The organism is Rhodococcus sp. BH5 (genome assembly GCF_027583855.1).
Taxonomy (GTDB): domain Bacteria; phylum Actinomycetota; class Actinomycetes; order Mycobacteriales; family Mycobacteriaceae; genus Rhodococcus_F; species Rhodococcus_F qingshengii.
In genome coordinates, this window is the sequence record NZ_JAJHVW010000009.1 from 196306 (window position 1) to 222728 (window position 26423).

Below are 26423 nucleotides of genomic sequence, written 5' to 3' on the forward strand. Positions count from 1 at the left end.
ACTATTCGAATACTGCTGCCGCGCCGATCACCACGACAACGATCACGAAGTTGATCAGTAGCAGTGGCCAGACGAAGCGCAGGAACTTGTCGTAGCCGACCTTCGCCATGGCCAACCCGCCGACAACGACGACGTTGGTCGGGGCAACCATCAGCATCAGGCCGTGGCCCATCTGGAAGGCGGTGATGACGAGTGCGCGGCTGACTCCGGCGAAGTCGCCCAGCGGCGCGAGCAGCGGCATCGCCAGGGTGGCGTGACCGGAACTGGACGGGATCAGGAACGCCAGCGGGATGTTGACGAGCATCACCAGGATCGCGAAGACCCCCGCCGAAGCGCCGCTGACCAATTGCTCCATCGCGTTGAGGATGGTGTCGAGGGTTTCGGTGTTGGTCATGATCACCGAGACGCCGCGAGCGAGCAGGATGACGATCGCCGGTCCGACCATGTCGCCGGCTCCACGCGTGATCAGGGAGACGATCTTCTTCTCACCCATCTTCGCGACTATGCCGACGAGAACGGCGGCGAGGATGAACAGCATCGCCAATTGCGGGAACCACCAGTTCAACTCGAACCAGTAGGGCTCGGTTGCCGTGACGTGATACGCGTCGTACTCGGCCGGACCGGTGGTGGCGCCGAAGATGCTCGACCACGGGATGACGGAGAAGATCATCAGTCCGAAGGTGAGTCCGGTGATGAGCAGTACCAGCTTCTGAGTTCCGGTGAGCTTGCCGTCGATGTCCACCGGCTCGGCCGGCTCTTCGTCTTCGTCGTCCGCGATGTCGAAGCCGACAAGCGACTTGGACGGATCCTTCTTCACCTTTGCGGCGTAGCGGAGAACGAATACCACTGCCACAGCGGTCAATACGATCCACAGGATCACGCGCAGCACGATGCCGTCACCGATGGAGACGCCTGCCTCACCGGAGGCGACGCCGATCGAGAACGGATTGACGGTCGACGCCATGTTTCCGACCAGAGCACCGAGGATGATCATGGTGGCCGCGACCATGCGGTCGTAACCCAGTGCCGTCATCAGCGGGATGAGCAGGGCGTAGAAGCCGAACGTCTCGACCGAGAAGCCCATTGTCGAACCGAGCAGCGAGAACAGCACCATGATGACGGTGATGAGCAACCAGCCCTTGTCGCTGAGCTTGGTAGCCAGCTGGGAGACAGCGGTTTCCAGGCTGCGGGTGGCAAAGCTGACCGAGATGAACGCACCGAGCGCCATGATGAAGAGGACTACGCCGACCGAACCGAAGAGCCGTCCGATGTTGTCGGTGTCGACGAACCCGGTGATCGAATCCTGGACGCCGTAGAGGCCGTTGACGGGGGAGAGGATCAGTTGCTGGATTCGTTCCCAGAACGACAGCGGAGACGTGACGGTTTCGAAGCTGCCGGGAACGGGTGAGCCGTCCACGTCGACGCCGAAGCGTCCGGCCGGAATGAACAGTGCCGCAATCCATACCAGGACGGTGACGATCGCGAGCATCGTGACCGCGCCGGGGAACTCGAACTTCTTCTTGGCCGGAGTAGGTGCGGACCCCGTGTCGGTTTCGGTGCTCATTTCTTCCCCTCGAAGGTGTCGGCGTACTCCTGGAAGAACAGTGCTTTGGCGACGACGGCCTTCTCGAGCTCGTCGAGCAGGACGCGTTCGTTGGGGCCGTGGATGTTCGCGTAACCGTCAGTGGCGCCGAACAACAGCTTCTCGGCGGTGGGCACTGCTGTATCCAAGGCCATCACGAGGGGGATCGAGCCGCCGCCTGCCATCAGCCCGGCCGGCTCACCCCACGACTGCGATAGTGCAGACAATGCCGCGTCGAAGGCCGGTCCACCTTCGGCTGCCGCAAACCCGTCGCCGGTTTCTCCCGCGGTGACAGTCAGTTGCAAACCGAAGGGGCGCAGGGCTTCCAGGTGCCGGACCAGAGCAGCCTGCGCCTCGGTGGCAGGTTGGCGCGGGTGTACGCGCAGATTGATCACGGCGCGGGCAGTGCTTGCGACGGCGTTGACCGCACCGTCCACAGGGGGAGCGTCGATGCCCGTCACGGTGATGGCCGGGCCCGACCAGATGCGTTCGCCGATGCCGCCGGTTCCGAGCAGCGGAAGCCCGTCTTGGATCTCGGCGAGGGTGCGGAACTCGTCCTCGGTGTATGAACTGCCGGTCCACGGTTCGCGCAGGAGGCCGTCGATCGCCACGTCACCGTTGTCGTCGTGCAGCGACGCCAGTGCGCGGATGAGCGCGAGGCGGGCGTCCGGTGCGGCGCCGCCGTAGAGGCCGTTGTGCTTGTCGGCTCCGAGAGTGGTGAGTTCGACGATCACCTGGGCCGATCCGCGCAGTGCGACGGTCAGGGTCGGTGATCCGGGCCGAACGCTCCCGACGTCGGCGATGACCATTGCGTCGGCCGCAAACAATTCGGGGGCTTCCGGCGGATAGTTGTCGAAGGGGCTGCCGAATTCTTCCTGGCCTTCGATGACGAGCTTGACCGTCACTGGCGGCTTTCCGTCGAAGACGCGAAGCGCGCCGATCATGCCGATGACGTTTGCCTTCGAATCTGCCGTACCGCGGCCGTAGATCGCGCCGTCACGCTTGCTCGGTTCGAAAGGCGGTGAATCCCAGAGTTCGACGTCGTCGGCGGGAACGACGTCGTAATGCGAATACATCAATACGGTCGGGGCTCCCTCTGGACCGGGAACTGTTGCAATGATGACCGGCGCAGTTTTACCTGTTATTTCGAGTTTCTCTATCTTCGTGACTCCGGACTTCTCCAATAGAGAAACGATCAGGTCGTGAGCCTCGAACAGGGGCTCGCTGGGGAAACCTTCTGTTGCTATCGACGGAATACGAACAAGTTCGACGAGTTCCGACTCCAGTGCCGGCATCAAAGCTGCAACTGTTTCCTTGATTGTGGAATAGGAGGGCGAGGCGGATTCTTCCGGCACGGAATTGACTCCTTCTGGGAAAGGCGAAAAACATTAGAGGCAGAGTCTTACACCCGATATGCGGGGTGTGAAAGGGTGACCCGAACAAAAAGCCGAAGTGGGGCGTCGGGCCCGCGATTCTTGACATTGACGTCAACGTCAACACACACTGTGACGGTGACCACCAGCGAAACGCAGGAGCGAGCGCGGACAGCCCGCAAACTCGGCGACGGTCCACGCCGTGCCGGACTGCTCGACACCGCTGCCCTCTGCTTCGGCGAACTCGGATACGACGCCGTGACGGTCGAGACGATCACGACCAGGGCTGATGTGTCCCGGGCGACCTTCTACGCGTACTTTTCGTCGAAGGACGAGGTCTTCCGCGCCGTCGCCGAAATGATGTGCCGACGCTTCCTCGACGCTCAGCACATGGAGGGCCCGGAGGATCTACGCGAAGTTCTCCGAACGACCACGTCGGCGTTCATCACGGCCGTGTACACCTACGGTGACCTGCTCGCGGTGATCGAGCATCGGGCGCGGGTGGATTCCGAGGTCGAGCGCAGTTGGTCTGCGGTTCGCGAAAAGCTCGTGAGCCGCTACGTCCGCTTTGTCGAACGGATTCGACAGGTTCACGACGTAGATCCCTGCGTTTCGCCTCCGGTGCTCGTTCAGATGATCTCGGATGCACAGATGGCCGGTGGAGCACGACTGAGTAAGGCGAGTGTCGAAGAGCAGAACCAGTTCATTGCAGATATGACGACGATGTCCGAGCGGTTGATCGGGTTCGAAGAGTCGAAATAGAGTTCTTTTACGAATGGAGTGATCGGTGGCAGAACAAGACGTGCTCGAAGCGGCTCTGGCGGAGATCTCTGCGCTGCAACAAGCGCATTGGCCCGCCGGCATTCCCCGCGCCGTCGAGTATCCGCTCGAAGGTGGGGGACTTGTCGATTACTTGCGGCATTGGGCGATCGAGCGGCCGGATACTCCTGCCATCGTCTTCTACGGCCGGGTCATCACGTATTCCGAATACGACGAGCTTTCGGATCGTTTTGCCGGATGGCTGCTGTCACTCGGAGTCGAACGCGGCGATCGCGTCGGCGTTCACCTGGTCAATTGCCCTCAGTTCCATATCGCGATGCTCGGCATTCTCAAGGTCGGTGCGGTTCACGTGCCGATCAATCCACTCTTCCGTGAACATGAATTGATTCACGAACTCAACGATGCCGGCGTCAAGGTCCTACTGACGCAGAACACCTTCTCGAAGTTGGTGAAGAAGGTTCGCTCACAGACTCCACTCGAACACGTCGCGAAGACTGCAGTGTCGGACATGCTGACGGCGATCCCGACCGTCGAACTGCCCTTCGAGGTCGACGATCCGCGCCTGAGCGACTGGCAGTCGATCATCACCAGTGAGCGGGCGACTCCTGTCGCCACCGAACTCGATTCCCTCGCCGCCCTGAACTACACGGGCGGAACGACGGGAATGCCCAAGGGCTGTGAGCACACTCAGCGCCACATGGTTTACACCGCGGCCACCGCGACGCTTGCGGGCGGTGACCAGGTGGGTGCCAATCCGCCGGTGTCCCTGGTGTTTCTGCCGATCTTCTGGATCGCAGGTGAGGACTTCGGCATCCTGGTTCCGCTCGTCAACGGCGGAACCGTGGTCCTGCTGAATCGTTGGGATGCGGAGACCACGCTCGACGCTGTCGAGGCTTACGGCGTGACCTCGCTGGTCGGAACTGTCGACAATTACGTCGAACTGATGGACACGCCAGGATTCGCGGAGCGAAATCTCTCGACACTCCAGAACGTCATGGCAGTTTCGTTCGTTCTCAAACTCGATCCGGCCTCGCGCCAGCGGTGGCGCGAGGCTACAGGCGGCGTTCTGCGCGAAGCGAGCTACGGCATGACCGAAACCCACACCGCGGACACGATCACCCTCGGCTTCCAGGACGGCGACTACGACCTGAAAAGCGAGCCGGTGTTCTGCGGAATTCCGGTGCCCGGCACCGACGTTCTGATCGTCGATCACGACGGCAGGCCGGTGCCCGTCGGCGAGCACGGGCAGATCATCGTGCGCAGCCCATCCATCCTTTCCGCGTACTACCGCAACGAGGCGGCCACCGCCGACGCCATCCGTGACGGCTGGCTGCAGACCGGTGACGTCGGAAAGTTCAGTGAGCGTGGCGGTTTGCACTATTTGGCGCGGAACAAGGAAATGATCAAGACCAACGGCATGAGTGTCTTTCCCTCCGAGGTGGAAGCGCTGCTCATGCTGCACCCGGCGATCGAAAAGGCTGCGGTGGTGCCGAAACCGGACCCGGACAAGGGGCAGGTGGCTTTTGCGTTTGTCCAACTGGTCGAGGGTTCCGACACTGCGGCCGACGAGATCGTCTCGTGGGCCAAGGAGAACATGGCCACGTACAAGGTGCCCGAAGTGGAAGTGCTCGAGGCGCTTCCGATGACAGCGACAGGAAAGGTGCGCAAGGGCGATCTGTTCGAGCGCACTCAGGGGGACAAGTGAGACTGCTGATTGCGAACCGCGGCGAAATTGCGCTGCGGATCATTCGAACTGCCCGTGAACTCGGGATCGAGACGGTGTCGGTGTACGCCGAGGACGACGCGTCCAGTCCGCACGTCGCGGCGGCCACGGAGTCGGTGCCGCTCGGAGCGTCGGGCGCATCCGCGTACCTGGATCAGAGCGCACTGCTGAAGATCGCGGCCGAAACGGGCGCCACGCACGTGCACCCGGGCTACGGATTCCTCAGTGAGAATGCCGAATTCGCGCAGGCGTGTACCGAGGCGGGCATCGTCTTCGTCGGCCCGGACGCCCAGGTTCTCCGGACTTTCGGCGACAAGGCCAGCGCCCGCACTGCGGCGGTCGACTCCGGCGTACCGGTCCTGCCGTCGACATCGGCGAACGCCGACCTCGACGAGGTGCGTGAATTCTTCGAGCGCAACTCCCGCGGCATCATGATCAAGGCGCTCAGCGGCGGCGGTGGCCGCGGCATGCGCGCGGTGCGCGACCCGAAGGCGCTCGACGACGCGTACCGTGTGTGTGCGGCCGAAGCCCAGTCGGGATTCGGCAGTTCGGCACTGTTCGCCGAGGTACTCAGTGAGCACGCTCGGCACATCGAAGTGCAGATCGTGGCGGCACCGGGGCAAGGTGGAACCCACGCGCTCGCTCTGGGTGACCGCGATTGCAGCGTCCAACGTCGCCATCAGAAGTTGATCGAGGTTGCGCCCGCGCAGGGGCTGTCGGGGGCCCTGCGCGAGCGTCTTCACGCTGCGGCGGCGAGGCTGTGCGCCGAGGTCGGCTATCGAGGCATCGCGACGGTCGAGTTCCTGGTCGAGGAACGCGGGTTCGTCTTCCTCGAAGTCAATCCCCGAATTCAGGTGGAGCACACGGTGACCGAAGAGGTCACCGGAATCGATCTCGTCGCCGTGCAGCTCGCGATCGCGGACGGAGTTCCGTTCGAGAACCTGGACCTGCCAACAGGGATCACCGCTGTCGAGAAGGCCTCGGAGACAGTCGGATCCGTGGCAAACGCTTCGGGGATTGCGATACAGGCCCGCGTCAACATGGAAACCATGACGCCGGACGGCAATGCGCTGCCGTCCTCCGGCACGCTCGACAACTTCACTCCTCCGGGCGGACCCGGCGTGCGAGTGGACACCTTCGGTACGGTCGGACTCTCGCCGAGTGCGCGTTACGATTCGCTCTTGGCAAAGGTGATCACCCACACGCGTCGATCGGATTTCCCTGCCGCGGTGCGCAAGTCGATTGCTGCTCTGAATGAGTTCACCATCGACGGCGTGGCGACCAACCTCGAATTCCTGCAGGCAATACTGTCGGACAAGGACTTCCGCGACGGCCTGGTCGACGTCGACTGGTTGGGTTCTCGATTGGCGGACCTCGTTCCCGAAGCGGACCCACAAACACCCTCCGCGAGTGTTGACATCGCGCCGGACGAGGACGTGGTCCGTGCACAGATGGCGGGAATCGTCGTCGAACTTGCCGCAGTCGGTGACGGCGTCCATGCGGGTGGCCAGGTTGCCGTCCTCGAAGCGATGAAAATGCAGCATGTTCTCTCGGCGCCCGGTGACCTCGAAGTGGTCCGGGTCCTGTCGTCACCGGGGAGATCGGTGAGTGCGGGCGAACCGTTGCTCGTCGTCCGTAGCGCGAGCGCGGGATCGAAGCTCGCCGAGGTCGACGAGGTGGACCTCGACGACGTACGTCCCGACCTCGCCGAAATCATCGCTCGCCACGAGATGACCCTGGACGCGGCGCGGCCCGCGGCAGTGGCGAAACGCCACAAGCTGGGGCGGCGGACTGCTCGCGAGAACGTCTACGACCTGGTCGACGACGACAGCCTGGTCGAGTACGGCGCTCTCGCGCTGGCGGCGCAGCGCAGTCGACGCAGCGAGGAAGACCTGATCGCCAACACTCCTGCTGACGGGTTGATCGGCGGAGTGGCGACCATCAGCGGCGGCGAGAGCGTCGTGATCTCGTACGACTACTCGGTGCTCGCCGGTACCCAGGGCATGCGCAATCACGCCAAGACCGACCGCCTGCTCGAGATCGCCGATCGCAAGCGAGTTCCGGTGGTGCTGTTCGCGGAAGGTGGCGGCGGTCGCCCCGGTGACACCGACGCCGGCGCCGGGGCGGGCCTCGAGCTGGGAACCTTCCGCGCCATGGCGGCGCTGAGCGGGCGGGTGCCCATGGTCGCCGTCGTGTCCGGGCGCTGTTTCGCAGGCAACGCGGCCCTGGCCGGCGCGTGCGACGTCCTGATCGCGACACCGGACGCCAACATCGGGATGGGTGGTCCTGCCATGGTCGAGGGCGGCGGGCTCGGAAACTTTCGCCCCGAGGACATCGGCCCCATCGACGTGCAGCGCCGCAACGGCGTCGTACACCTGGTCGCTGACGACGACGCTCATGCGGTGGCGCTGGCCAAGCAGTACCTCGGCTACTTCCAGGGTGCGAGCGGAGAGTGGACCGCTCCGGATCCGCGGCTCTCGCGGCATGTGGTGCCGGAGAATCGCCTGCGCTCGTACGACGTTCGTGGAGCGATCGACGCAATCGCGGACGTCGACAGCGTCCTGGAACTGCGTCGAGACTACGGACGCGGTGTAGTAACCGCACTCGTTCGTGTCGAAGGAGTTCCGTACGGTGTGCTGGCGAACAGCAGCGAGCATCTCGGCGGCGCGATCGACGCGGAAGCCTCGGACAAGGCTTCGGATTTCCTGGAACTGCTCGAAGCGCACCGCATCCCTCTGGTGACGCTGTGCGACACACCGGGATTCATGGTGGGCCCGGATTCGGAGGAGGAGGCGACGGTTCGAAGGTTCGGCAGGTTCTTCGTTGCCGGTGCTCGCCTCACCGTGCCGTTCGGAACGATCATCCTGCGCAAGGGTTACGGGTTGGGCGCCATGGCAATGGCCGGTGGTTCCTTCCACGCCCCCGAGTTCACGGTCGCGTGGCCGACGGGCGAGATCGGGCCGATGGGTCTGGAAGGTGCTGTGCGTCTCGGTTTCCGCAAGGAACTCGAGTCCGTCGAAGATCCGGTGGCTCGGGAAACGCTGTTCGGTCAGTTCGTGGAACTGGCCTACGCACAGGGCAAGGCGCTGATGGCGGCGACCACGTTCGAACTGGACGACGTCATCGATCCGGCCGATACCCGCGGATGGATCAGACAACTCTGCAGAAACAGTTGAGATCCTGCTGATTCGAGCTGTTGCCGCACGTGGGCGGGGCAACTAGCCTTGCCCACGTGTCGGCTGCGCGAGATAACGTCCTGATCATTCACTGGCACGACCTGGGGCGGCACCTCGCGAGTTACGGTGTCGCCGGGGTCAACAGCCCCCATCTCGACCGGCTGGCGGCAGAAGGCATCCGGTTCACCGACGCACACGCGACGGCGCCGCTGTGCTCGCCTTCGCGCGGATCGCTCTTCTCGGGCAGGTATCCGCACAACAACGGTCTGATCGGGTTGGCGCACCACGGCTGGGAGTACCACGCTGAGGTGCAGACGCTCCCGCAGATCCTCTCCGACAACGGTTGGTACACCTCGCTCTTCGGCATGCAGCACGAGACTGCGTATCCGAAGCGACTGGGCTACCACGAGTACGACGTCACCAACTCGTTCTGCGACTACGTGGTTCCGCGTGCCCAGAACTGGCTACGACGCTTCCCGCCCGAGCCGTTCCTGCTCACCACGGGATTCTTCGAAACGCATCGCCCGTACCCCGCCGATCGCTATACCCCGGCGGACACCGCAGCCCTGGAGGTCCCCGGATACCTTCCGGACGTGCCACAGGTGCGCGAGGATCTGGCCGAATTCCACGGCAGCGTAGAGGTGGCCGACGCCGCGGTGGGGGAACTGCTCGCGACCCTCGAGGAAGAGGGGCTCGACGAGAACACCTGGGTCTTCTTCCTCACTGATCACGGCGCGGCGTTCCCGCGTGCCAAGTCGACGCTCTACGCCCCGGGTACCGGTATTGCCTTGATCGCTCTGCCTCCCGCGCGGTATCGCAGTGGCGGAAAGGAATACGAGACACTGTTCAGCGGTGTGGATCTTGTTCCGACCATTCTCGATCTGCTTGGAATCGACGTCCCCACCGAGGTGGAAGGGCGCTCGCACGCCGATGCCCTCGTCGACCGCGGAACCGAACCGTCCGAGCCCGTTCGTACCTCCTTGTTCACGGAGAAGACCTTTCACGACAGCTTCGATCCCATTCGTGCGGTGCGCACCAAGGACTACAGCTACATCGAGAACTACGCCGTCCGCCCCGCTCTGGATCTACCGCTCGACATCGAGGACAGTCTTTCCGGAAAGGCGCTCGGCACCGAGCATCTTGCGGTACGCGCACCCCGGGAGCTGTACGACCTCCGTGCCGACCCGGACGAGAAGATCAATCTGATCGATCGACCGGAAGTCTCGGCAATACAGGCGGAATTGTCCTCGCAGCTTCACACGTGGCGCGCCGAAACCGATGATCGTCTCCCGGACGAGGCATTGGGAAGCGCGATGGCGGTGCACCGCATGGCGGCGTACCTCGAGAAGATCGGTGTCCGACCCAACGTGCGGTCCGCCTACAGTGCGGACCGCGGTTACCTCGAGTCGGACACCGAAAACCCCTAGGGCCTTGCGGTCTCGCGCTCCTCCAACAATGCGATGACCCGCTCGACCAGTTCGTTGATGTCAGCGCCGGTTGTGTCGAATGCCAGGTCCGGGTCCTCCGGCGTCTCGTAAGGCGCGTCGATTCCGGTGAGCCCCTTCAGTTCACCCGCCCGCGCACGTGCGTACAGGCCCTTGGGATCTCGACGTTCGCATTCTTCGACGGGAGTGGTGACGGCAACTTCGAGGAAGGTGAGTCCGGCAGCTTCGTTGAGAGCGCGCGCAATCGCTCGATCCGAACGCAGCGGCGAAACCATCGACGCGATCGCCACCACGCCGGCGTCGGCGAACAGTCGAGTGAGATGCCCGACGCGTCGGATGTTCTCGGCTCGGTCTCCCGGCGAGAACCCGAGATCGTCGGAGATACCGTGGCGGACGTTGTCACCGTCCAGGAGATACGCGGTGCGTCCCGCGTCGACGAGCGCACGTTCGACAGCGACTGCGACGGTGGATTTTCCGGAGGCAGGCAGGCCGGTCAGCCAGATCGTCGCGCCCTTCTGGGTGGTAGACGCCCACCGCCGTTGACGTTCGAGTGAGGACGGATGCCACTTGATGTCGTTGCGGGTCTGCTCGCCGGGAACGACGACGCGTGGTTCGAGAATGGTGCCTGCGCCGACGGTGTCGTTGCTCTGCTCGTCGATCAGGATGAAGGCGCCAGAGTCCCGATTGTGGTCGTAGGTGTCGGCGACCACCACGGAACTGGTTCGGAGCGTGACCGTTCCGATATCGTTGAGTCCCAGTTCGACAGGGCTGTCCTGCTCGTCGAGCGTTTCAGGATCGAGACGGGTGTGCAGTTCTTGGACGGTCGCTCGCACGGTCCGGGACGTGTGTTTGAGCGCTATCCGATCGCCCGCGCGCAACGGTGTGTTGGACAACCAGCAGATGGTGGCTTCGAGTTCTCGGGCCAGAACCGGCAAATGAGCCTGCGCACCGCCGCTGACCAGAACGTCGCCACGTCCGACGTCGATGTCGTCGGCCAGTTCCACCGAAACCGACAGTGGTGCAACGGCAGTACTGCGGTTGTCGTCGAGAGTGTCCAGACTGATCACGGTGCTCTTCGATCCGGACGGCAGGACCACTACCTCGTCTCCGACGCTCAGTGTGCCTGCCGAGATCCGGCCGGTGTACCGGCGACGATTCTGCGGATCGGGGCGCGAAACCCATTGCACGGGAAGCCGAAGCTCCTCGATGTGCGTCGCGGGCGCATGGAGTTCGACGCCTTCGAGGTACTCGAGGAGCGTCGGCCCCTCGTACCACGCGGTGTTCTCGGACCGCGTCACGACATTGTCGCCGGCTTTCGCGGAGACCGGTATGGCGAGTACGTCCTCGCGTCCGACTTGCCGTGCCAAGGCCCGCAATTCTTCCTGCACCTGAGCGAATCTCGCTTCGTCGAAGTCCACCAGATCGATCTTGTTCACCACGGCTACAAGGTTCGGAACACCGAGCAGTGCGGCGATTCTGGCGTGCCGACGGGTCTGACGCAGCACGCCGGTCCTCGCGTCGACCAGCAGGACCGCTACGTGAGCGTTGGATGCTCCGGTGAACATGTTGCGCGTGTAGCGTTCGTGCCCCGGGGTGTCGGCGAGTACGTAACTTCTTGTCGGGGTGGAGAAGAATCGGTACGCGACGTCGATCGTGATGCCCTGTTCACGCTCGGCACGTAGTCCGTCGGAGAGTGCAGCCAGGTCGGCGACACCGTGCTCGTCGGTCACGGAATCGAGGTGATCGGTTGGCAGACTGTCGGTGTCATGCTACAGTCGGCCGATCAGCGTGCTCTTGCCGTCGTCGACGCTACCCGCCGTGGCCAGTCGCAGGAGTTGGCGAGTGATGGTGGTCGTCATCAGAAGTAGCCCTCACGCTTTCGGTCTTCCATCGCGGCGACCGACGTTCGGTCGTCTGCGCGAGTCTCGCCTCGTTCGGAAACCGTCGCGGCCGAGATTTCGGTGACGACGTCGTCGATAGTGGTGGCGTGCGATCGAACGGCGCCGGTGATGGTCAGATCGCCGACGGTTCGATATCGCACCCACTCGGTCGTTGCCGCGGCGTTCTCGGCGTCGGTGCTGAATTCGGAAGCAGCGAGGAGCATTCCGTCGCGCTCGAATACCCTCCGCTGGTGCGCGAAATAGATGGACGGCAGTTCCAGTTCCTCCTGGGCTATGTAGCGCCAGATGTCGAGCTCGGTCCAGTTGCTCAGCGGAAAGACACGAACGGACTCGCCGCGTCTGATCCGACCGTTGTAGAGCGACCACGGTTCGGCCCGTTGCGCTCGCGGGTCCCACTGGCCGAACTCGTCACGGAAGCTGAGGACTCTTTCCTTGGCGCGCGCACGTTCCTCGTCCCGGCGGGCGCCGCCGAACGCGGCGTCGAACCTTCCAGCTTCGAGAGCGTCGAGCAGGGTTCTGGTCTGCAGGCGGTTTCGCGATCCGCTGGTCTCGGTCGACTCCTGCACTCTGCCCTGGTCGATCGAATCCTGAACGGAAGCAACCAGAAGTGTGTGCCCGCCCTCCTTGATTCGACGGTCGCGAAATTCGATGACCTCCTCGAAATTGTGACCGGTGTCGACGTGCAGGACCGGGAAAGGGAGTGGGGAGGGCCGGAACGCCTTCTCGGCCAGACGAAGCAGGACTATCGAGTCCTTGCCGGCCGAGAAGAGCAGTACCGGTCTCTCGAGTTCTGCCACCACCTCTCGAATGATGTGAACCGCTTCGGATTCGAGAACTCGGAGTTCGTCGACGACATCGGTGACGGTGCTCATGTGACGGGATATCCGTTCTGTTCGGCGTCGATGCGATAACGCTGCACCCATTCGCGGGATCGTCCGTCGCTCTGACGACGCAGCGGCGGTGGCGGGGCCAGTTGTCCGTCGAGGCCGAGGGAGATGAGGGTTTTTGCGACCACGGACTGCGGGTCTTCGGTGAGATCGCGGAACCCGACTTCGATGGGAGAGATGTCCTCTTCCTCGAACCAGCGCTTCCATTGGCGTTCCTGCTCACCGAGAATCGTCACCAGGTGCGCGATTCCGACTGCGTTGTACTGCGCACCGTCCGAGAGATTCGGTGGAGTCGCGTCGTCGCGCCAAACCTGTGTCTGCACGGCGCGCCACATCGACACAGCTTGAGCGACGACATCTTCTCGATAGACGTGGATGAACTGCAGGTCGTGATCGAGGGTGTCGTGGAGTGCAGAACGTAGGTCCGTCCCACTGCGCCAGGGCAATCCGGCCGCGCGATCGAGTAGGAGCGGCGTCTGGTTCCACATCAGCTTGCCACCCCAGACTCCGTTGGGGGTTCGGCCGAGTTCGAGAAGTTGTGTGCGCCACTGTTCGGAGGTGCGAGTGTCCGGCGTGCCCGGGTGGAACGGGGCTAGCAGACCCAGGACGGACTCGTCCGTGACGTCTTCGAACCACTGCCTCGGTTGCGGTGATCGCGAGGTCTCGGGGAGGTACTGGAAGAACTCTTCCGGCTCACCCGCGACCCCGGTTGCTCGCAGGGATTCGACCAGCAAAGTACTGCCGCTGCGCTGCGAAGCGCAGACGAGAAACGAGCGTTGGGCCTCCGTCATGCGAGCAACGCTAAGGGGGGCCGGAAACCGCCGCAAGCTGGGAAAATAAACTCACGTAGAGGTTAAATCTCGACGTGAAACGTTAAATGTGCGGGTCACGAAATGTCGCGCTGAGGCACGTCTTACGCAGTTGTCGCAAGGGCCGCGGCAAGCCCGAATGCGATGGCCATGAAGACAACTTCACCGATGGCGCGACGCAGAGATCCGTCCGAACTCATGCGGTGTGCAGCGCTCGCGACCACCCATGTCCGGCGCCACCACCATCCCAGGGCGACGAGCAGTCCGATCGCCACGATCTTGGCGAGGATCACCCGGCCGTATGCGGTGTCGTAGAAGGCGGAGAGTGAGTCGAGTCGCACGACGGCGTTGACGATACCGGTGACGACCAGCGCGAGGACGCATCGCCAGGCGAGAGCGGAGTACTTGGGCAACCAGATCGCCCAGGCACCGCGCGACGGTACGGCAAGCGCGAGTGCGGCGAGCACGCCGAACCACAAGGCCGCAGCGAGGACGTGAACGGCGTCGAGGATCGATCCGAAGCTCTGCTGCGCCATGTGCCCGGTGATCGGGCGGGCAGCGAGCGCCAACGCGGAGACGACCAATGCCGGTGCGACGGGCACCGTCTCGGGATTGGTGAATCCGTAGATGCCGTAACAGACGACGGCAAACGCGCACGCGATGATCGCGACGCCGACGCGGCCGACGTTGACCTCGGAGACGAATGCGCCGAAGTGCCCGATGGTCAGCGAGGTGACCGGGGCGCCGTCGGCCGCTGCGGCATTGAGCACGAGGAGCGTGATCTCGGCGACGAGCCACACTGCTGCCACCGCGGTGAGCTGAGTCCACATGACGGCGGGGGATGTTGCCGGGCGGCGTTCACTGCGGCCCATCCAGGCGAGAGTCGCGATGCCGAGCGTCAACGAACCACATCCGATCGCGAGAACGCGGACCGTGCTCGACGATTCGGGTCCCGACGGGCTGGCGAGGCCCCAGGCGATCAGGACTCCCAGCAGAGCTGTGGGTACGGCAAACAGCAACCACCACCTGTTTGCCGTACCCGTCACGCGATCAGCTCGACTTCGGCTTACGGAGCACGAAGAACAGCGCACCGCCGAACACGACGACGCCGGCGACGATGAAGATCCACACCGGCATGCTGCCGGACTCCGACTCACCCGTACTCGACGCGGCGGCAGCGCCGGGAGTGCCCGACCCCGCCTCGGTGAGGGTGAACGTCAGGGTTCCGTTGACGGGGTGACCGTCAGCGGAGGTGACGCGGTACGCGATGGTGTAGACGCCGGTCGGCCCGAGATCGCCGAGGTCTGCACTGACAGTGGGTCCTTCGACGGACGGATCGCTCTTGGTCCAGAGGTTGCCGTCGGGACCGGTGACGGTCAGCGCCGCGAACTGTGCCTGCAGAGCCTCGTTGAACGTGACCGAAACCGTGTCAGGCGCAACCTGAATGGACGCACCGTTTTCCGGGTTGGAGCCGACCACCGCGGAGTGTGCACTGGCCGTGCCCATTCCGAGCATCGTGGCCAGCATCGCGAGCATGCCGACGGCGATGACCTTGATCCGGGTACTCATCAGCGCTTGCTCCTGACCAGTGCGCCGAGGCCGAGTGCAGCGCCCAACGCGCCGAGCACCAGGCCGACGCCGCCGAGCCAGCGCGCGGTGTTGTCTGACGAAGAAGATTCGGAAGCAGCGGACGTCTCGGCAGTGTTATCGGCAGAGGGGGCTCCGTGGGCATCGCCGGTGGATGCGGCGAGAGTCAGCGTCGGCGCGGGCTTGTCCGGCTCGCTGCCGTCGGCAAGCTCTTCCTGATCCCAGTTGACGACGTTGCCGTCGCTGTACGTCTGCACGGCCTTGAACTCGACCTCTTCCTGCTCGGGCAGCGGGCCGGCGGAAAGGACGAACTGCTGGAACTGGCCGGGGGCGATTCCGACGCCGGGGTCGGCGGTCCACGTCACGGACTTGGCGACCAACGAGGTGGGGTCCTTCTCCACGACTGCGGTCCAGCCGGGCATCGGTTCGGTGCGTGCCGACTTGAGGTCGGGGAGTGCGACCGTCAGCTTGGTGGTCGAAGCGGTGTCGGATTCGGTGGGCACGCGGAACGTGAGAACGGAGTATCCGCCCTGCGCAGCTCCTGGTGCGACGACGCTGACGTGTGCTGAAGCAATTCCGGCGGCTAGCAGCACGGCGCTGCCGGTAGCGACGGTCGTGACAACCGCGCGCGAAATCAGGGTGTTCTTCATGTCGGGAAGTGTCCTCTTGGTCTGGTGAAGGGGTGGGGCGTTCTACGAATCTTCAGACCAGGGCAGGAGGACCGCGCCGCGAGATGCTGGCGCGAAGTAGAGCGTCGACAGGTCCGTGATGGATTCCGGTCGAGACGGTGTGGCCGCGGGAAGTGACAGCGGCGGGAGCCAGAGACGCCAGGACGACGTGGAGAGCGTGGGTGACAACGCGGTAGAGGCGCTCGGCGGCCAGGACCGCCACCGCACAAGCGACGGTGGCACCGGCGTGAGCACCGAGCATCACCAACCCCGGAGCGGGCGAATGAGCGTGCTCGGAGAGCGTCATGGTGGTGTGCGCGGCCAACTGACCCAGACCCAGAGCAACGATCAAGGCAGCGGGCCCCCGTGAGAGGGCGGGAAGGGTGGCCGTCACGGCGCCGACGGTTGCGCAGACGGCGAGCAACAGGGTCAGCGACGACGACTGTGGCAGCTCGCCTCCGCCGATCCCGTGCGCGGCGACAGCGAGAGCAGCCGAAGCGGAACCGACAGCTGTCCCCCGGAGGGTCGAGGTCTGCTCGGCTGCTCTCACTGGCGTTCTCAGGTCTAGCGCACGCCGAGACGTGCGAGCAGATCTGCTTCGACGCCGTCGAGTTCGGAAGAAATCGCCTGGTGAGCTGCTTTACGGCGAGCCTGCGGCATCTGCTCGGCAGCGCGAACTGCCGTGCTGAGGTCGCCGAGGCGCTCACGGATGGCGGCGGCGAAACGCTGCGTCTCCGCGTCGTCGGGCTTGCGGCTGAGGATCTCGGTGACCGAGCTCTCGGCGCCGGCGATACGAGCGCTCAACTTCGCGCCGTGACCGGTGTAGTCACCGAGCTGGTCGACGGCGATGCCCATCTTCTGTGCACGCGTGGTGTCGAGCTGGGCGCGCACCGCCGTGGCTGCGCGGTAAGCGATCGGCAGGAGAACGGGGGCAAGCAGACGTGCCACTCCCAGGTACTTACGCACCTTGGCGACGGTCAGGCCCTGATTCGCAGCGGCCTTCTCCTGCGCCTTCAGGGTCGCGATCTGCGCCTTTTCGATCTTGTGCTGTGACTCGATCTCGGCTTTCTCCAGCTTCTTGAGCGACTTGGTCTCGACCTTGTCGCGCTTACGCTGGCTCTTGGCGTTGAGCTTCGCCTCGACCTCAGCCTTGTGCTTGAGAGCCTTTGCCTCCGCCTTGCGGGTGGCACGAGACTTTCGCTTCTTGAACAACCCCATCGAAAAGGACCCCGTTTCCAGGTGTTTGTGTGTTGCCAGGTACCTGCGCTTCGGCTTCAGCCTAGGGGAGCACATAATCTTCGTCATCGTGTGTTCCGTTAACAACCCCGCGCCCCAGCTCCCGATCATCGATTCGGGGGCGTTGACCCGATGCCGTCATCGGGTGCGTCTAGACGGGTTGTTTCCCGGGAAATCGGCTTCGGAACCCGTCGACACCGGCGTCAAGCAGCGCCAGGACGCCGCGATCGCGAAGCGCGCGGAGATCGCCGAACTCGTGATCGGTGCTGCTCCCGAGCGTTGGGTGAAGATCAACCCTGATCAATCGGCGTCGGCTCAGGCTCGCGACACCTTGGCTGCCTGTGAGGCCGGCGCGGACCGGATCTGGGGCGCGGTCTTGCCGGTCGAGCGCGACACCGGACGCAAGGGTCGCTGCGAAATGCTCATCCGTGACGACGAGGGCGGCGGGTACATCCCCGTCATTGTCGTCAATCACAAGGTGACCGATCCCGGCCAGGGCGCGATCACCTCGGGGCTCTTCGAATGGGAGCCCGCGGCCGATCCCAAACGCAAGGTCCGCAGTCAGGTCCGCGATCAGATGCGCGTCGCGCAGGTCTATCGGATGCTCGAGCGTCGTGGGCTGGCGAGCCCGTCGCTGACGGCAGGCGCGATCGGATACAACGGAGACTGCATCCTCGTCCACGACCTCAGCGCGATTCTCGACGATTACGACGAGCGTTTCGCCGACCGTATCGCTGTGGCCCGCGGTGAGGTGCTGACGTCTCCGTCACAGGTGAGCGAGTGCAAGTCGTGCCCGTGGTGGACCGAATGCAAGCAGGAGTTGGTTCGCAACCGCGACGTCAGCCTGGTGGCTGTCGGATCGCGGGCCGAGCTTCTGCGCGACGTCGGCTGCAACACGATCGATCAGCTGGCCGCCTGGCACGGTGAGCCGCTCGAGGATTGGCCGCACGGAAATTTCGACGACGCAGTCGTGATCGCCAAGGCGTGGTTGGCAGATGCTCCGTTGGTGCGGCGGTTCGAGAAGATCTCGGTGACTCGGGCGGACATCGAGATCGACGTCGACATGGAGAGCTATCAGGAGCACGGCGCGTACCTGTGGGGGACGTTGCTCAATGTCGGTGGCTTCTCGATGTATCGAGGATTTGCGACGTGGGATCCGTTGCCGACACGTGATGAGGCGCGGTCGTTCGCAGAGTTCTGGGGCTGGCTGATGGCGGAACGTGCCGCAGCCGCCGCTTCGGGTAAAACCTTTGCCGCGTACTGCTATTCGCGTTCGGCCGAGGACAAATGGTTGTTGGACTCGGCGCGCAGGTTTGCCGGTGAACCCGGGATTCCGAGTAAGGACGAGATCCGCGAGTTCATCGACAGTCCGCAGTGGGTCGACATTTATCAAGCGGTGAGTGATCAGTTCATCTGCCCGAACGGCAAGGGACTCAAGAAGATTGCTCCCGTCGCCGGCTTCAACTGGCGTGACGCCGAGGCCGGTGGTGAAGCGTCGATGGCGTGGTACCGCGAGGCGGTCGGCTACGACGGTGAGCCGGACGAGACGCAGCGGACACGCATCCTGCAGTACAACGAGGACGACGTCATTGCCACCAAGGTCCTCCGTGAGTGGATGACGGACCGCGCGGAGAAGGAAATTCCGCTGGCTTCCGAGTTGTAGCGCTGATCCGTTCTGTCGCGATTGTCTGAAACATCCTATTTAACAGTATGTTTCAACTCGTAGTTTCTCGTCATCGTGTGTCCGGAACCCGCATCCGCGCTACCTTCATCTGGTCGGCTCCACGATGGAGGGTGTTGCATGCTGAGCAGGCTGACTTCGAGTGCGAGCGACGCCGAACTGTCTGACGTCGAGCGGCGCGACCTCTTCGCACGCCAGATACTGCAGGTGACGACGGTCGCGCCACTGGCCAACATGGTCAATGTACTCAGCGTGTGCGCTTTGCTTGTGTATGTCGTACCCCCCGGTCACAACGAGTTTCGGGTGATCTGGGGTTCTGCGGCCTTCTTGGTCGTCCTCAATTCGGTGCGCGTCTGGATACCGCGAGTCGTCCTGAAGGGCCGGTACACGCCCAAACATACGACGAAGTACGACTACTGGGCGCTCATGCTCGAGGTGATCCTGCTCGGGCTTCTGCTTGTCGTTCTCGCCGCCGCGATGCTTCCCGTGACGGACAACTCGCGAAAGCTTGTGCTTCTAGCGACATTCGCCGGAGTCATGGGCGCCGGCGCCGTAGCATTGTCGACGGTTCGGTCGATAGCGGTAGCGTGGATTCTGGTGCACAGCATCGGATTGCTCGTCGTTATCCTGCCCAAGAGAACCACGGAATACGCTGTCCTCTCGTTCCAGTTGGTCGTGTACTCGGTGACACTGATTATCGGCGTCGTGTACCTCTGGGCGTCGTTCCGAAGTCGTTGTCTCGCCGAGTTCGAGGCTGCTGCCGAGCGCCAGACGGTCAGTTTGCTTCTCGACGATTTCGAGGGTGGGTCACGCGACTGGCTGTGGGAAGTCGACACCACCGGGACGTTGTCGCACACCTCCGCTCGGCTGTCGCAGATCTCGGGAGTTCCCGTCTCCGACCTGCGAACCCTGTCGCTGCGCGGATTGTTGGATCGGCTCGACGTGGGTTCGACAAAGAGTGGCCGAGCCGCGGTCCAGGTCATCGGAGATCACCTCGACCGCCTCATGCCGTTTCGAGAGGTCGTCATTCCCGTTCGTGTCGACGGCGTCGACCGATGGTGGTCTCTGTCGGGTCATCCCAGGCTATCCGAGGCCACGGAGTTCGTGGGTTGGCGAGGCGTGGGCTCGGACATCACCGAGAAGTACAACTACGAGCGGCGAATTCTGTGGCTTGCTGCAACCGACGGACTGACCGGGCTCCCGAATCGCCGGACGTTCGGCTCGGAGCTGTCCGACGCGCTCGGCACCGTCCGAACCGGCGAGGAAGTCCTTGTCGGAATCCTCGACCTGGACAATTTCAAGTCGGTGAACGACACGTTAGGGCACCCTGTCGGTGACAAATTGTTGATTTCCGTTGCTGCACGGCTCAATCGGGTGGTCGACGGCGCCATGTGTGCGCGAATCGGTGGTGACGAATTCGGCGTCGTCTTGCGGGGAACAGGGGACGGCGGAGAGGTGTTCGCTCGCTATCTGGATGCATTGCGTGAGCCGTTTTACGTGCGGGGGAATCGCATCGAGGTTCGTGCATCGATCGGCTATGCCGGCGCACCCGCAGATTCCGAAGACGCGGACACGCTTGTCATGTCCGCCGACCTGGCGCTGTATGCGGCAAAATCCGCCGGCAAGAACCGGGTAGGAAGATACTCACCGGTGCTGCGGGCGCGGGCCAGGGAGCGAGCATCGGCCCTGCAAGAACTTGGGCTTGCGATCGAGTCTCGGCAGTTCGAGCTGTACTACCAACCGCAGGTTCGTGCGGACACCGGCCGCGTCGAGGGTTTCGAGGCACTGCTTCGCTGGAATCACCCGGTGCGGGGCGTGCTTGCACCGCACATTTTCATCGATGTCGCGGAGGAGACCGGCTTGATAGTCCCTCTGGGGCTTCAGGTACTGAACATGGCGTGCGCCGAAGCCGCGACGTGGCCCGACGACACTTACGTGACGGTGAACGTCTCTCCGGTGCAACTGATGTCGTCCGGCTTCGGATCGGCCGTGAACGATGCGCTGGAGGCAAGCGGTCTGTCCGGCAAACGGCTTCAGCTGGAAATCACAGAGACGGGAGCAGTGGAGGAGCTTGCCGTCGCCGAGTTGGATCGCCTGCGTGCCACCGGAATTGCGATTGCCCTGGACGACTTCGGAACCGGCTATTCGTCTTTCGAGAGTTTGAAGAAACTGCCGTTGGACATTCTGAAAATCGACCGGTCGTTCATCACCGAACTGAGCGAGGGTGATTCGGCAGTTGTCACTTCGGTGGTCGAGGTGGCGAAGGCGCTCGGTATGCAGTCATTGGCGGAAGGCGTGGAGACGGCCGACCAGCTGAGGCTCTTGCTTACCGCCGGTTGCGAATTGGTTCAGGGTTACTACATCAGCCGACCGATGCCGGCGAAGGAAGTGGCCGAGTACCTCAGCGCAACTGCCCACTCCAACGGTGGGTATTTTCATTCGTTCTGACAACTGTGCGCCTTTATTAACCGCGGGCGGTTAATAAAGGCGCACAGCAGGGAGGTTAGCGCGGCGCCATGCGCAGTGCGCCGTCCATGCGGATGGTCTCGCCGTTGAGGTAGTCGTGCTCGACGATCATCTGCGCGAGCTGCGCGTACTCGGACGGCTGGCCCAGGCGCGACGGGAACGGAACGCCGGCCTCGAGGCCCTTGCGGTACTCGTCGGTGACGCCTGCGAGCATCGGGGTGTCGATGATGCCGGGAGCGATCGTGTTGACGCGGATGCCGAACTGCGCAAGGTCACGGGCAGCCGGAACCGTCATGCCGTGCACGCCGCCCTTGGAGGCGGAGTACGCGATCTGGCCGATCTGGCCTTCGAAGGCAGCAACGGAAGCGGTGTTGATGACGACGCCGCGCTGGCCCGACTCGTCGACGGCCTCGGTCTTGGCGATGGCGTCGGCGGCCAGGCGCATGACGTTGAAGGTGCCGAGCAGGTTGACGGTGATGACCGTGCGGAACAGCTCGAGGTCGTGCGGACCCTTCTTGGACAGGATGCGTCCGGCCCAGCCGACACCGGCACAGTTGACGACGATGCGCAGCGGGGAGCCCGACTCGACGATCTGGTTGATCGCTGCTTCGACCTCTTCGCCGCTGGTCACGTCGGTGGGGATGAGGGTGACGCCGGCGGGGACGTTGTCGCCTGCGCGCTCGATCGACGCGGGCAGATCCAGGCCGAAGACGGTAGCGCCGGCGTCGGCGAGGCGCTTGGCTGTTGCGGCGCCGAGGCCTGATGCCGCTCCGGTGACCAGTGCTGCGGTTCCCTTGATTTCCACTTCGTGTGCTCCTCGAGTTAGCGATCGGTAAGGCGGTGGTACGTGTCGAGAACCATAACGCGAGGGTGTATGTGAGGGCGAACGCGCGAGACCCGCGTAGGGCTGGGTACCTTGGACGCGAGGTCTGAGAGCAAAGCACCGGACGAGAGGGGACCTGCGTGAGCAAGGCGCCTGTGCGTCCCGCCGCTTCTGTCGAGAATTTCGAGCGGTTGCAGCGCGACCCTCTCTTCGAAGATCTCGCCGAACTGATTGCCGAGGTTCTCTCCTACGCGTTCGACGCTCCGGCCGCCGTCGAGATCGAACAGTGGACGATCAGCTGCCTGCCGTCGACCAACCGATCCGCGGAGCGCCATCGCTTGTTCACGCTCAATATCGGTCCGATGGAGATTCTGAGCGTCGAGTGCCATCTGGTCGGCGGTAAGCCGATCGAGCACGTCATGTCCGTGTACGTATCCAGTTCGGCACTGGAATCGCGAACCGGATGCAGCATCGAAGAACTCGACGCCAAGCACGATCTGGTCGCCATCAGACGCACCGAGTTGGCGTCCGCCGACGGCGACGGGACCGTGATCGACTGCAGTCTCGAGGACTCGGATGCGTTGGAACAGTTTGCTCAACTGCCCGTCGACATGACGACGGTTCGTCCGCTCGCGGAGCATCTTGTTGCCAAGGGCAAGGGCCCATTTCGGCAGTATCACAACGCCGGGTTCGCCAAATATGTACTGGAAAGGTCGCTCGACCATGCTTGATCAGTTGCCCATCCGACTCCCGCGTGTGCTGCGAAACGGGGACGATGACGGCGCGGTCGACGTGCTGCAGGAATATTTCACGAGGCCGCTCCGAAAGACCGGTTATCTCCGAACCGGTGCGTTGTGGGATTCCTGGGATCCCAGTGGCAATCGCGATCGTGATGCGAACATCTTCACCGCGGAAGATCTTGTTGCGGTGACGCTTCTGTCGGTTCAGGTTCCGGCGCAAGGAGCCTTCTTCCTGCTCGGGGAGAACAATGCCGAACTGAACCGACTCCTGGCGGACGTGGGCCCGGATCGCGATCTGTCGAACGAACCCGATCCCTTCACTCCGGAATCTCCGGTGTGGCGGTTGGAGACGGCGCTTCGAGAGATTCACGGTGTCGGGCGAACCATGGCGTCCAAACTGATCGCGCGCAAGCGTCCGCGACTCTTCCCGATCTACGACGACGTCGTCGGGCGGGAGTTGGGAACGAAGTCGGCCCACCTGGAACCCGTTCGCGTAGCCATGCGGGAAGACGAGTTGCAGAGTCGACTCCTCGATCTACGTGCACGAGCAGGTCTCGACGAATCCGTTCCGGTCATCAGGGTGTTGGACGTGCTGGCGTGGATGCAGGGTAAGGGATACAAACCGGCACTCTAGCTTTCTTGTCGGTGGGTGGGTTTATTGTCGAATGTATGTTCGATAAGGGATCGACGGGCGGTGTGGGCACATCCGTCGATGACGGCTGTCCTGTCGTCGACCCACTCGTGTTGCCGGACATGCTCTTTGCGACGGCGCAGAGCGAGAACATGCTAGCCGCGCAAAAGGTGCTCGGTGCATCCATGTTGTCGGAGTCGAGATTCAACGCCGAACTCGACGTGTCCGGTGATGTCGACAAGGCGTGGCGGATCGCATGCAACGAGATCGCGGTCATGCTCACGTGCTCGCGTCGTACTGCCGAAGTCCACATCGAGATCGGTGATGCCCTACGGGAGTTCCTTCCGCTCACCAAGGTCGCCTTCGCTGCCGGCGAGCTGGACTATGCGCGTGTGCGCAAGATTGTCGACGGACTCACCGGGGTCGACCCCGAGGCGATCGCAGCACTCGAGCGCCGGGTACTTGCCTCGGCGCACCGTCTTCCGCCCGGGCAACTGGAGCGCGACATCGAGCGCCAGCTCTTTGCCTACGATCCGGATGCTGCCGCCGAACGTCGCCGGAAGATGCTGGAACACCGCGATGTTCGCACGCGAGCAGACCGTCACGGACTCGCCCAGTTGCAGGCAACACTCAGCGCGACCGAGGCCGTCGAAGCGCTTGGCCTGATCAACGAGGCCGCCGGAAGCGTCTGCAACCACGATCCACGAAATGTCTCGACCCGTAGGGCCGACGCACTGGTCGCTCTGCTGCACGGCGAACAGGGGCTGACATGTCAGTGTGGCAGCGAAACGTGCGAGGCAGCATCCACAGCAGCTCGATCGACTGCATCCTCACGTCGGAAGCCGTTGTTGCACATCGTGTGTGATCTGGCGACGCTCCTCGGATTGATGTCAGATCCCGCGAGCATCGACGGATACGGGCCGATCGATCCTGATTTTGCTCGCGAGCTCGCCGCTGATTCCACCTGGCAGGCCTTGTTCGTCGATTTCCGCGCCCAGGCCGCGGGGAACCGACCGCGTCGGCAGCATGCTCCGACTGTCCTGCCGCTTGTCACCCGACGTGATCGCCCAAGTCGCGAACCGAACGGCTGCGGGGATCGGATTCGGGCGATGCAACGGTTGGTCGCGCGATCCCCGGACATCGTTCGAAGATCGGATGGGCATGGCACCCAACCCGATCCGCCTCCCGGCGCGCTGACCTATGCTCCGGGAGCGGCTCTGGCCGCATTGGTGCGGGCCGTCGACGGTCACTGCCGGTTCCCTGGTTGTTCGGTGGCCGCGAACAGGTGCCAACTCGACCACATCACCGAGTTCGATCCTTCCGATCCGAGACGTGGTGGGTGGACCATTGCGAGCAACCTCCAATGCCTGTGTCGTCATCACCATCAGGTGAAGACATACAGGTTGTGGACGCCGGTGATGCTGGAGGACCGTGCCATTCACTGGACCGATAAAACCAGCGGGTTGACGGCTGTCACGGTTCCGGAGAGGATCTGACCTGTGCCGGAAGGACAGTGCGCGGGAATCGTCGGCGGGGGAATTGGCGGGCTGACGGCTGCCATCGCGCTCCGCAAAGCAGGCTGGGATGTCACCGTGTACGAGCGTTCGTCCGAGTTTACGGAGGTAGGCGCCGCCGTCGTGTTGTTTCCCAACGCTCTGGCAGCGTTGGACGAAATCGGTGTAGGCGAACAGGTCAGGGCGAATTCCCTTCCGTACAGCTCGGGCGCGATCAGGAATCTGCGCGGGCAAAATCTGGTGACGCGCAAAATTGGTGACCTCGCCGGCGGTCGCGATCTGGTGACAATCCACCGCGCCGATCTGATCGACGTGTTGGTTCGCGCAATCCCCGCTGAGTGCCTACGCACCGGAACCAGGGTGACGGGTGTTGGCTGCGGAAATCATGGCCGCGGCGAGATCGTCACCGATGGTGATACCGCTCGATACGACCTTGTCGTTGCTGCGGACGGTGTGCACAGTGTTGTGCGACAGCAGATCTGGGACGGCGAGGGAACCGTGGAACGGACTGGCGTGTCCGCTTGGCGCTGGATCGTCGATGGTCCACCGCCCGATTTTGTCGGACAGGTATGGGGGATTCGAGGGGAGTTCGGGATTCTCCCGTTGGCGGGCAACCGCACCTACGCTTTCGCGGGTGCGCAACGCGGCGAGAGTCTTGCGCATTTTGCGGACTGGCCCGAACCTGTGTCGCAGCTCGTCGCGAACGCTGACCCGACCCGCATCATCGAGAACGAACTGCTCGAGATTCGGACCCCGAAGTTGTTGACACGCGGCAAAGTTGCGTTGATTGGCGACGCCGCTCATGCCATGCGCCCTCACCTCGGGCTAGGTGCGGCTTTGGCGATCGAGGACGCCGTTACTCGCCTGCTGGCGGCGGTGCGTGACGTCGTTGTGCGGTTGACTCCCGACATTCTTGCCTTGTCGGTATTCGGTGTGATCAACCGTTGGCGGCCGAAGCCGATCGAGAGGCACTGACTTCGAAGATGGTTTCCAGACCGTCTTCCTCGTCCCACTGCTCACCGACTTCGCAAAAATTGTACTGGCTGATCAGGTTTCGAGATGCGGCATTGTCCGGGCTGATGGTCGCGCGAACGATGTGTACTTCGGATTCGCGACTCGCGACGTCGAGAAGTATCTCGAGGGCGGCCCGTGCGTATCCCTGACGCCGGAACGCCGGGTCGATGCGATATCCGACCTCCACCATCCCGCGCGCATCGGGGCGACCGTGGAATCCGGCCAACCCCACCGGCGTCGAGGTGCGGGCATCGACTGCGATGCGGGTGATCCACGCGCTGTCGAGGGGATTCTCTGCTATCTGCTTGCTACGGTAGCGCCACAAGCCCTGGCATTCTTCGCCGAGGAGATACGGGGTCAGGAGGTCGGGTGCGAGTTCCATTGCAA

Annotated in this window: 21 protein-coding genes and 1 pseudogene; 10 read left to right on the forward strand and 12 right to left on the reverse strand. The window is 63.4% G+C overall.

Going from position 1 to position 26423, the window contains the following annotated elements; translation table 11 throughout:
• Position 1: 1 nt before the first annotated feature.
• Positions 2-1564 (reverse strand): YfcC family protein, encoded by a 1563-nt coding sequence (locus RhoBH5_RS22705; RefSeq protein WP_050657054.1) that lies wholly within the window; start codon positions 1562-1564, stop codon positions 2-4.
• On the reverse strand, positions 1561-2937 hold the full coding sequence (locus tag RhoBH5_RS22710) for a M20/M25/M40 family metallo-hydrolase (protein WP_076948835.1): 1377 nt from the start codon (positions 2935-2937) through the stop codon (positions 1561-1563). Before RhoBH5_RS22710 ends, RhoBH5_RS22705 begins: the two co-directional genes overlap by 4 nt.
• Before the next feature lie 150 nt (positions 2938-3087).
• Between RhoBH5_RS22710 and RhoBH5_RS22715 the strand changes: the two genes are divergently transcribed.
• From RhoBH5_RS22715 to RhoBH5_RS22730, 4 genes are read left to right on the forward strand one after another with little or no spacing between them, the layout of a single operon-like run.
• Entirely contained in the window at positions 3088-3717 is a 630-nt protein-coding gene (locus tag RhoBH5_RS22715; RefSeq protein ID WP_050657055.1) for a TetR/AcrR family transcriptional regulator, read from the forward strand.
• 25 nt (positions 3718-3742) lie between these two features.
• The gene (locus RhoBH5_RS22720) at positions 3743-5440 is read left to right on the forward strand and encodes an AMP-binding protein (protein ID WP_162114198.1); all 1698 of its coding nucleotides are present in this window, start codon (positions 3743-3745) and stop codon (positions 5438-5440) included.
• Positions 5437-8634, forward strand: coding sequence for a carboxyl transferase domain-containing protein (locus tag RhoBH5_RS22725; RefSeq protein ID WP_270008823.1), 3198 nt, complete (start codon positions 5437-5439; stop codon positions 8632-8634). The genes RhoBH5_RS22720 and RhoBH5_RS22725 overlap by 4 nt, the downstream gene beginning before the upstream one ends.
• A gap of 56 nt (positions 8635-8690) precedes the next feature.
• Positions 8691-10061, forward strand: a complete 1371-nt coding sequence (locus RhoBH5_RS22730; protein ID WP_270008824.1) for a sulfatase family protein — start codon at positions 8691-8693, stop codon at positions 10059-10061.
• Here the strand turns inward: RhoBH5_RS22730 and cysC are convergent.
• The 8 genes and pseudogenes from cysC to RhoBH5_RS22770 form a co-directional block, all read right to left on the reverse strand.
• A pseudogene (cysC, locus tag RhoBH5_RS22735) lies at positions 10058-11938 on the reverse strand (adenylyl-sulfate kinase). The gene RhoBH5_RS22730 and the pseudogene cysC overlap by 4 nt on opposite strands.
• Positions 11938-12852 carry a sulfate adenylyltransferase subunit CysD gene (cysD, locus tag RhoBH5_RS22740; protein ID WP_047272728.1) on the reverse strand — a complete coding sequence of 305 codons (915 nt, stop codon included), beginning with the start codon at positions 12850-12852 and terminating at the stop codon, positions 11938-11940. The pseudogene cysC and the gene cysD overlap by 1 nt, the downstream one beginning before the upstream one ends.
• Complete coding sequence (stf0, locus tag RhoBH5_RS22745) at positions 12849-13658, reverse strand: trehalose 2-sulfotransferase (RefSeq protein ID WP_007735934.1); 810 nt, start codon at positions 13656-13658, stop codon at positions 12849-12851. Before stf0 ends, cysD begins: the two co-directional genes overlap by 4 nt.
• 122 nt (positions 13659-13780) lie before the next feature.
• A complete protein-coding gene (locus RhoBH5_RS22750; protein ID WP_007735936.1) occupies positions 13781-14722 on the reverse strand; it encodes a copper resistance D family protein in 942 nt (313 codons plus the stop codon).
• Positions 14723-14726: 4 nt separating this feature from the next.
• Positions 14727-15245: a copper resistance CopC family protein gene (locus RhoBH5_RS22755; protein ID WP_003944137.1), complete on the reverse strand. Its 519-nt coding sequence runs from the start codon at positions 15243-15245 to the stop codon at positions 14727-14729.
• Positions 15245-15913, reverse strand: a complete 669-nt coding sequence (locus RhoBH5_RS22760) for a YcnI family copper-binding membrane protein (protein WP_042453253.1) — start codon at positions 15911-15913, stop codon at positions 15245-15247. The genes RhoBH5_RS22755 and RhoBH5_RS22760 overlap by 1 nt, the downstream gene beginning before the upstream one ends.
• Positions 15914-15965: 52 nt before the next feature.
• Positions 15966-16481: a hypothetical protein gene (locus tag RhoBH5_RS22765; protein ID WP_047272730.1), complete on the reverse strand. Its 516-nt coding sequence runs from the start codon at positions 16479-16481 to the stop codon at positions 15966-15968.
• Between the two features lie 14 nt (positions 16482-16495).
• A complete protein-coding gene (locus RhoBH5_RS22770; RefSeq protein WP_003944178.1) occupies positions 16496-17149 on the reverse strand; it encodes a DUF6474 family protein in 654 nt (217 codons plus the stop codon).
• A 124-nt stretch (positions 17150-17273) separates the two neighbouring features.
• Between RhoBH5_RS22770 and RhoBH5_RS22775 the strand changes: the two genes are divergently transcribed.
• Both RhoBH5_RS22775 and RhoBH5_RS22780 read left to right on the forward strand, forming a co-directional pair.
• Entirely contained in the window at positions 17274-18830 is a 1557-nt protein-coding gene (locus tag RhoBH5_RS22775; protein ID WP_270008844.1) for a TM0106 family RecB-like putative nuclease, read from the forward strand.
• 138 nt (positions 18831-18968) lie between these two features.
• A complete protein-coding gene (locus RhoBH5_RS22780) occupies positions 18969-21296 on the forward strand; it encodes a putative bifunctional diguanylate cyclase/phosphodiesterase (RefSeq protein WP_064442941.1) in 2328 nt (775 codons plus the stop codon).
• Positions 21297-21351: 55 nt separating this feature from the next.
• Here RhoBH5_RS22780 and RhoBH5_RS22785 read toward each other — a convergent pair whose 3' ends face one another.
• Positions 21352-22119: an SDR family NAD(P)-dependent oxidoreductase gene (locus RhoBH5_RS22785; RefSeq protein ID WP_003944195.1), complete on the reverse strand. Its 768-nt coding sequence runs from the start codon at positions 22117-22119 to the stop codon at positions 21352-21354.
• Positions 22120-22277: 158 nt separating this feature from the next.
• On the opposite strand from RhoBH5_RS22785, the gene RhoBH5_RS22790 reads away from it, so the two are divergent.
• From RhoBH5_RS22790 to RhoBH5_RS22805, 4 genes are read left to right on the forward strand one after another with little or no spacing between them, the layout of a single operon-like run.
• Complete coding sequence (locus RhoBH5_RS22790) at positions 22278-22868, forward strand: hypothetical protein (protein ID WP_054188683.1); 591 nt, start codon at positions 22278-22280, stop codon at positions 22866-22868.
• The gene (locus RhoBH5_RS22795) at positions 22861-23511 is read left to right on the forward strand and encodes a DUF6308 family protein (protein ID WP_192712843.1); all 651 of its coding nucleotides are present in this window, start codon (positions 22861-22863) and stop codon (positions 23509-23511) included. The genes RhoBH5_RS22790 and RhoBH5_RS22795 overlap by 8 nt, the downstream gene beginning before the upstream one ends.
• A 35-nt stretch (positions 23512-23546) precedes the next feature.
• A complete protein-coding gene (locus tag RhoBH5_RS22800; protein WP_270008825.1) occupies positions 23547-25004 on the forward strand; it encodes an HNH endonuclease signature motif containing protein in 1458 nt (485 codons plus the stop codon).
• Positions 25005-25007: 3 nt separating this feature from the next.
• Positions 25008-25997, forward strand: a complete 990-nt coding sequence (locus tag RhoBH5_RS22805; RefSeq protein ID WP_192712845.1) for an FAD-dependent monooxygenase — start codon at positions 25008-25010, stop codon at positions 25995-25997.
• On the opposite strand, the gene RhoBH5_RS22810 is transcribed toward RhoBH5_RS22805, so the two are convergent.
• On the reverse strand, positions 25960-26418 hold the full coding sequence (locus RhoBH5_RS22810; RefSeq protein ID WP_270008826.1) for a GNAT family N-acetyltransferase: 459 nt from the start codon (positions 26416-26418) through the stop codon (positions 25960-25962). The genes RhoBH5_RS22805 and RhoBH5_RS22810 overlap by 38 nt on opposite strands.
• Positions 26419-26423 lie beyond the last annotated feature (5 nt).